The following is a 4,511-nucleotide window of genomic DNA, read 5'->3' as shown; positions in this document are numbered from 1 at the left end:
ACTGCGTTACGAGCTTTTCGCTTAGCCAGCTAAGCATCATCGCTCAAGCCTTGTACTAAAATAATTGAATTCGAACAAAAACTAAGCTCGAAAGATCAACAGCCCCTAGCCTTCGTCCCTTTAAAGCACAATGTCAGCAAAATGCGATAGAAGCAGTACAACGCTTAAAAAACAGACAGTTAAACAGTCAACTTAAAGCTTTCTTTAGCCACTTTACCGCATGCATGGGTGATAAATATATTCAGACAACTGAATTGCTACCGCAACAAGTTGGCACTTGTTTAAGCGAGTAAATAACGACCTATTCAGGTCATTAGCTTCAATCTCTACAGCCCCGCCCACTCCCCGTGGGCTTTGTTTTAGCACTAGAGACTCAAACTGCTAACTACATCACGCTCCTTTACACTTCTTTAATTGAACTTGTAACTGAGTTTAATTACCATTCTCAGCTTCAAAGTTTACTTATTTACCTGTGATACATTCCAGATAAAAATAAAGCCTTTATACAACTAAAAGTAAGCTATTAGCCGTAGTTGTCTTGCGCTTATATTTTGCCAAGACCGATTTGAGATCTTAACAATGAATGTCGTTCCCGCTTTAAAATGGTTCCACAATTGGGTTGGTTTTTTTATTAGTATTACCATGCTAATTGTATTAACAACAGGCGTTTACCTTGGCAGCATGGACATGCTAAAACGCCTTGATGACAAAGGGCAACAATACGCACCACTGTCAATAGAGCGAAAAGCTGAAGTGACCAATACGCTGTTTGAACGCTACCCAGAAATAAGCAGTGTTCGCTTTCCTACTGAGCACACCCCTTATATTCAAGCTGGTGCAAGAGGCACTACAATAGCGTTAGATAATGAGCTCAATGAGCTGTCTATTCGCAAGTTTTCTGAAATGCCGATGTATAGCACCGTCTTTTGGTTACACAGAAACTTCTTAATGGGTGACTTTGGTAAGTACCTCAATGCCTGGGCAGCAATGATTGGCGCGGTCATCACCTTGGTGGGGATCTACCTATGGTGGCGGGTGCGTAAAGGTTTTCGCTTAAAACAAAGTCTCCCAAAAGATACTCGCTCAAGCAGTTTGTTAAAAAGCCACATTCAACTAGGGCTGTTTATCTCTGTTCCCTTATTCGTTTTGTGTTTAAGTGGCTTTTTAATCACTTATAAAGGTTTGTGGTTCGGAGCATTAAAACCAACTTCAAACATAGAGATTAGTTACCCTAAAAGCCAAGCCAACGATTGGCCAAGCCAATTACAAACCGCGCAAGACATTTGGCCAGAATCTCAACTAGTTGCTGTCAGTAAAGCTCGCGCTAAAAAGCCTAAAGAGGGTGAACCAGCAGCAGAGCCTAGCTATAGCATCCAGTTTGATAGCCATAGTGACGTGTGGTTGCGTAATGCTGACCGTATAACCATAAGCCATGCAGAAGGAACGATTCAGGCCGTACTGAAACATAGCGATAGACCACTATCAGGGCGAATTGCAAGTTTTGTAAGGCCGTTACACGACGCGCTGAATATGCCATTTAGTTACGTGCTTTTTATCACTTCAGTGTCGGTGATTGGCAGCATGATATTAATGTTTAGCGCGCTGACCTTCTATCGCCGTATATTTAAGAAAAAGCGTAAGTAACAGCAATATATATAACAGCGACGAATTGCTAGCGTGGCAACTAACGCTAGCAATTGTCGCCCGCTTTTATAGCTATCACCGCTCTGTAATCTCTGTAAAACCCTCTACTGCAAAACTTTGCTAACAATTAGCCTGTTGACATTTTATGCCATTTATAGAAGATTATAGCGTCAAAAAACTATAATAACTTCAGCAAGGAAGAGCATAAAATAATGAAAAAATCACTAATTGCTATTGCCTTAGCCACTACCTTTTTAGGTGGCTGCGGCGCTTCGGATGTTAATGAAACAGCAGCAACAGAAGTCACTAAGACAACTGCAACTAAAGCGGAACTAGGCAGCTTCGGGGTTGACCTTTCTGCACGAAATGAAGCAGTCAAACCTGGCGATGATTTCTTTATGTACGCCAGCGGTACATGGTATGACCATTACATCATGCCAGCGGATAAGACTCGCTATGGCGCATTTACCGGTCTTGCTGAGCGCAGTGAAGAACAAGTTAAAGAGATCATCGATGATATTGCTAGTCGTAGTGATTTAAATGCTGAAGAGCAGTTAATTGCTGATTTCTACAAGTCATATATGGATACTGACACCATCAATAAGCTTGGGATCACGCCTATTCAAGGCACCTTAGACCAGATCTCAGCAATCAAAAATACCGATGATTTAACCAAAGTATTTGGTCAAGCATGGCTGACAGGTGCAACCTCGCCAATTTCTGGCGGCATGTGGTTTAACCGCCTAGACCCTAATCAATATGAAATGTCGATTGGCGCAGGCGGCTTAGGTCTACCAGATCGTTCATACTACCTGGAAGATAGCGAGCGATTCGTTAAAATCCGTAGTGCTTATGTTAGTCACATTGCACAAATGCTTGCATTCGCTGGCGTTAAAGATGGTCAAGCACGCGCAGAAGCTATACTCGCGTTAGAAACTAAGATGGCAGAAGGTCAATGGCCACGAGAGAAGCGTCGTAACCGAGACCTAACCTTGAACCAGGTTAAGCGCGCAGATCTTGCTAAACAATACCCAGGCTTTGATTGGGATCTGTACTTCGCAGAAACCGGCTATCAAGTCCCACAGCTAAACATCTCTCAGCCAGATCCGGTTAAAACCATGATTGGCCTAGTCAATAGTGAATCACTTAAAGTTTGGCAAGATTACCTCACTTTCCATACGGTAAGTAACAACTCAGATGTGCTATCTGAAGACATTTACGCTGCCAACTTTGACTTTTATGGCAAAACACTTAGCGGACAGCAAGAACCTCGTCCACGTTGGAAACGTGCAATTTCAGAAATGTCAGGCACACAATCTTTAGGTTTTGCTATTGGTAAAGTGTACGTAGCCCGCTACTTCCCAGAGTCTTCGAAGCAGCAGATGTCTGAACTGGTTGAAAATTTACGTACCGCTATGGGTCAACGTATTGATGATCTTGACTGGATGGGTGACGAAACCAAAGTTAATGCTCATGCAAAACTTGCCGCTTTCAACCCTAAAATTGGTTACCCAGATGTATGGCAAGAGTTCGATGGGTTAGTGCTGACCAATAAAGATTTAGTCGGTAACATTCATAATCTGCGTGAGTACTTTAAAGCTGATAGCGTTGCTAAAGAGCTAAAGAAAACTGACCGTAACCGTTGGGGTATGACACCACAACGTGTTAATGCTTATTACAACAGCTCGTTTAACGAGATTGTATTCCCTGCAGCTATTTTACAGCCACCATTTTTCGACCCGAATGCTGACGCAGCTGTCAACTATGGCGGTATTGGCGCGGTTATCGGCCATGAAATGGGCCACGGTTTTGATGACCAAGGTTCTAAGTCTGACGCAAACGGCATTCAACGCAACTGGTGGACAGATGCCGATCGTGCTGCATTTGACGCTAAAGCTGATCAGTTAGCGGCTCAATACAGTAAGTATGAACCCATCCCTGATAACTTCGTTAACGGCCGAAATAGCCTTGGCGAAAACATTGGTGACGTAGGTGGTCTGTCAATGGCTTATCACGCATACAAACTTAGCCTTAATGGCAAAGAAGCGCCGGTAATCGACGGAGTGACGGGCGATCAACGCTTCTTCCTTGCTTGGGCACAAGTTTGGAAAGAGAAACGCACCGAGCAAAGCATGCTGAACCAGCTGCGAGCCGGTACTCATGCTCCAGGTCGTTACCGTGCTCAAGCTCCACGCAACCACGATGCATGGTACAAAGCTTTTGATGTTAAACCAGGTGATGCACTTTACTTAACTGAAGAAGAACGTGTACGTATTTGGTAAATAATATGAGCATGTAGGTATAAGAAAATAAAAAGCCCCGCTTATGCAAGCGGGGCTTTTTTATTCAGGACGGGACAAGCTGTGAAAAGCTTAATGCTTGCCTTTTACGCCATGACGTACCATCTCTTTACCGGTAACGAAGATTTCGTCGGTGATCCAACGGGCATGTAATAACTTATGGTTATTGTCAAAAACAGCAACAAAGTGACGCCCATCGGCGTTATTAGTTGCCATCCCCACCCCTTCGACCCCAACGAGACCTAGACCGCCATTTTCAACTGATAGTAGGAATGCTTCTAGTTTATCTAAGCTATCAATCACACTTTGTTCATCACTCATAGTACTCTCTCTTCATCTTGCCCAAACTATGTATGCTAAAGCTTGGTTAGAATTGCCATATTGGCGCCATTTTAACGCGTCTATGGTTAAATTTGCACTGAGTTAATGGCAAGTCAGAAAAAGTTTGCAACTTATACCAGTCACAGTAAGTAAGTGTTCAGAAATAGCGTAGGAAAAACGCTTGAGAACAAGGCGAGAATTTTCGATAACTAGGGGCTGTTAATCTTTCACGGTTGTTTTTGCCGC

3 protein-coding genes are annotated in these 4,511 nt (G+C 43.3%); 2 read left to right on the top strand and 1 reads right to left on the bottom strand.

Translation table 11 applies throughout. The annotated features are described in order from the left end of the window. The first annotated feature begins 579 nt into the window (after nt 1–579). Entirely contained in the window at nt 580–1,644 is a 1,065-nt protein-coding gene (locus AB4135_RS21985; RefSeq protein WP_371995548.1) for a PepSY-associated TM helix domain-containing protein, read from the top strand. 212 nt (nt 1,645–1,856) lie between these two features. After that, nucleotides 1,857–3,926: a M13 family metallopeptidase gene (locus AB4135_RS21980; protein ID WP_371995547.1), complete on the top strand. Its 2,070-nt coding sequence runs from the start codon at nt 1,857–1,859 to the stop codon at nt 3,924–3,926. Nucleotides 3,927–4,016: 90 nt separating this feature from the next. Here the strand turns inward: AB4135_RS21980 and AB4135_RS21975 are convergent, their stop codons facing one another. After that, nucleotides 4,017–4,265, bottom strand: coding sequence for a hypothetical protein (locus AB4135_RS21975; RefSeq protein WP_248973269.1), 249 nt, complete (start codon nt 4,263–4,265; stop codon nt 4,017–4,019). Between the last annotated feature and the right edge of the window lie 246 nt (nt 4,266–4,511).

This window comes from Shewanella sp. 10N.286.54.B9 (assembly GCF_041468565.1).
GTDB lineage: Bacteria > Pseudomonadota > Gammaproteobacteria > Enterobacterales > Shewanellaceae > Shewanella.
Note: the sequence above shows the minus strand (reverse complement) of the source record. Positions and strands in the feature narration are given on the sequence as shown.